Below are 2,129 nucleotides of genomic sequence, written 5' to 3' on the forward strand. Positions count from 1 at the left end.
CCGGCCTGGCCAAGGTCAAAGTCCGTGGTTGAGCCACTTTCCAGCGTCAAACCACCATCAATCGTCAGAGTACCGACCTGGCCGACATCCCCAGCCGCAAGAGTTGCTCCTCCAGCAATATCAACATTACCGCCTATCGTGCCAGTACCGCCAAGGGTTGCCCCATTCCCTACGTTGACCTGACCGGTAGCTCCGCTGCTATCTCCATCTACAAGCAGATCTCCAGAAGTGACATCCGTGCTACCTGTATAAGTGTTGGTACCACTCAACGTGAGGGCTCCTGCCCCATCCTTTATAAGAGAACCATCCCCACTTTGGCCTAAACTACTGCTTTGATCACCAATATTTCTAGAAATAGTGGCGTTTTCGTTCTGTTTCAGATCAAGTGTGGCACCATCAAGAACAATGTTGCCTGTGCCCAGGCTTTTGGTATCACCTGTTACGACCCCATTTTCAGCGACCAAAGATGTGCCTAAGGGCACGCCTGTATTGGGTTTTGAACCATCCAGCGTATTGATTGTTGCAGTAAGATCGATATTCCCAGAAGTCTCAAGTGTGCCTGTGCCCGAGATCTGCGCAGCAAGTGTTTCCTGACCATCTTTTGAAGCATTCACAACTTCCAGCAGGCCATTATCTTCTATGGACATGCCGGATGGAATATCAGCAACTCCGCCCGTGGGATTGTCTACAATGAGAGATGCTTCAGGATTGATGTCGATGCTGCCAGACCAGTCATTTGCAACTTCACCGTTTCCAGCCGTCAGGGTTTGACTCCCTACGTCTACACCATCCCCTATGACCAATTCACCTGAACCAGTAATCTGGCCAGAGAAAGTCTCATCATTCTTGCCTAGAAGATTAAGCGTGCTTGCATTATCCAGTTGGACTTCGCCACTTCCCGACAATCCTGCAAACTGATCGGTGCTGGCCACAGTAACCTGTGCACCACTTTCAGTTTCTAGGTTCGCATTCGCAAGAGTTGATGAATCAATGTTAAGTTTGGCACTCGAACCCACTTCGAGTGTTGAAATATCACCAGAAACATTCTGCAGGGTCTCTTCACCAGCCGCTATAGCGAGATCCCCATCCCCGACTAAATTACCGGAAAAAACACCAGAAGCTGAAGTTAGAGTAAGTTTGTGACCTGTGCTCTCGACTTCACCCTCACCTGATAGGCTTTTTATGGAAAAATCGTTTCCAGAAGTGTCGAGTGATGCCCCGGAGGCAACATCTACATCACTTGACTCCTCAAGCCCGGCTCCAGAACCAAGGAGAAGTGTGCCACTCTTGATGGAAGTTTGCCCAGTGATGGTCTCATCACCACTGATTGTTGTAACCCCTTGTCCAGCAAAAGTGAGATCACCACCGCCAGACAGGATGTTTGAAATGGCCCCACCTCCAGAAAGAACTACCGAGAGGTGGCTACCGGATTCAATATTAGCTCCGCCTGTGCCAAGACCATCCTGATCACTTAGAATAATCGTGCCATTCTGAATGTCAGTGCCCCCAGAGAAAGAATTATCCCCTCCAAGGGTAAGTGTTCCTCCTCCTGTTTTCACTAGAGTAGAAGGGCGGCCTGAAGCTTCAGTTATGACGGAATTAATTTCAGCGGAATTATCATCCGAGACACCAACTGACAGACTGCTGCCCGACACCTGAAGTTTGTCACCTTGTATGACATACTGAGCCCCATCATTGTTCTCGAAATCCATACTAGCAACAGAAATCTGCGCTAAACTATCATCAACTGTTACAGTCCCGGCTGATCCTGAGAAAACCGCGTTTTCACCCTGATCCCAAGAATGGTCAGACTGCAGTGCAACGTCTGCCCAATTGGTATTCGATGCGTTCCATATGCCGCTACCACCATTTAGAACACCCTGTGGAGCAGTTGTCGTGCTTCCATTCCAGAGATTGTCTGCTGTTTCATAGACAACCAGATTCACTTGCCCGCTAATGGAAGTCTGTATCTGTGATGCATCGCCTACATTGATAGGCAAAGTGGAAGATAGAGCTGTAGATCCGCTGAGGGTGCCGGCGTAATCAAAGAGACGGTATACGCCTTCTGAGAGTGTAGTGCCGGAGGTGGGATCGGCGTTGACATCGATCGTCCCGCCGAGTGTCAAATC

At 49.4% G+C, this 2,129-nt stretch carries 1 protein-coding gene; it reads right to left on the reverse strand.

Translation table 11 applies throughout. The features are described from left to right. A partial coding sequence (locus CSR02_RS08410) for a beta strand repeat-containing protein (protein WP_208616821.1) occupies window positions 1–2,129 on the reverse strand: 2,129 nt, incomplete at both ends.

The organism is Acetobacter pomorum (assembly GCF_002738225.1).
Lineage (GTDB): Bacteria > Pseudomonadota > Alphaproteobacteria > Acetobacterales > Acetobacteraceae > Acetobacter > Acetobacter pomorum.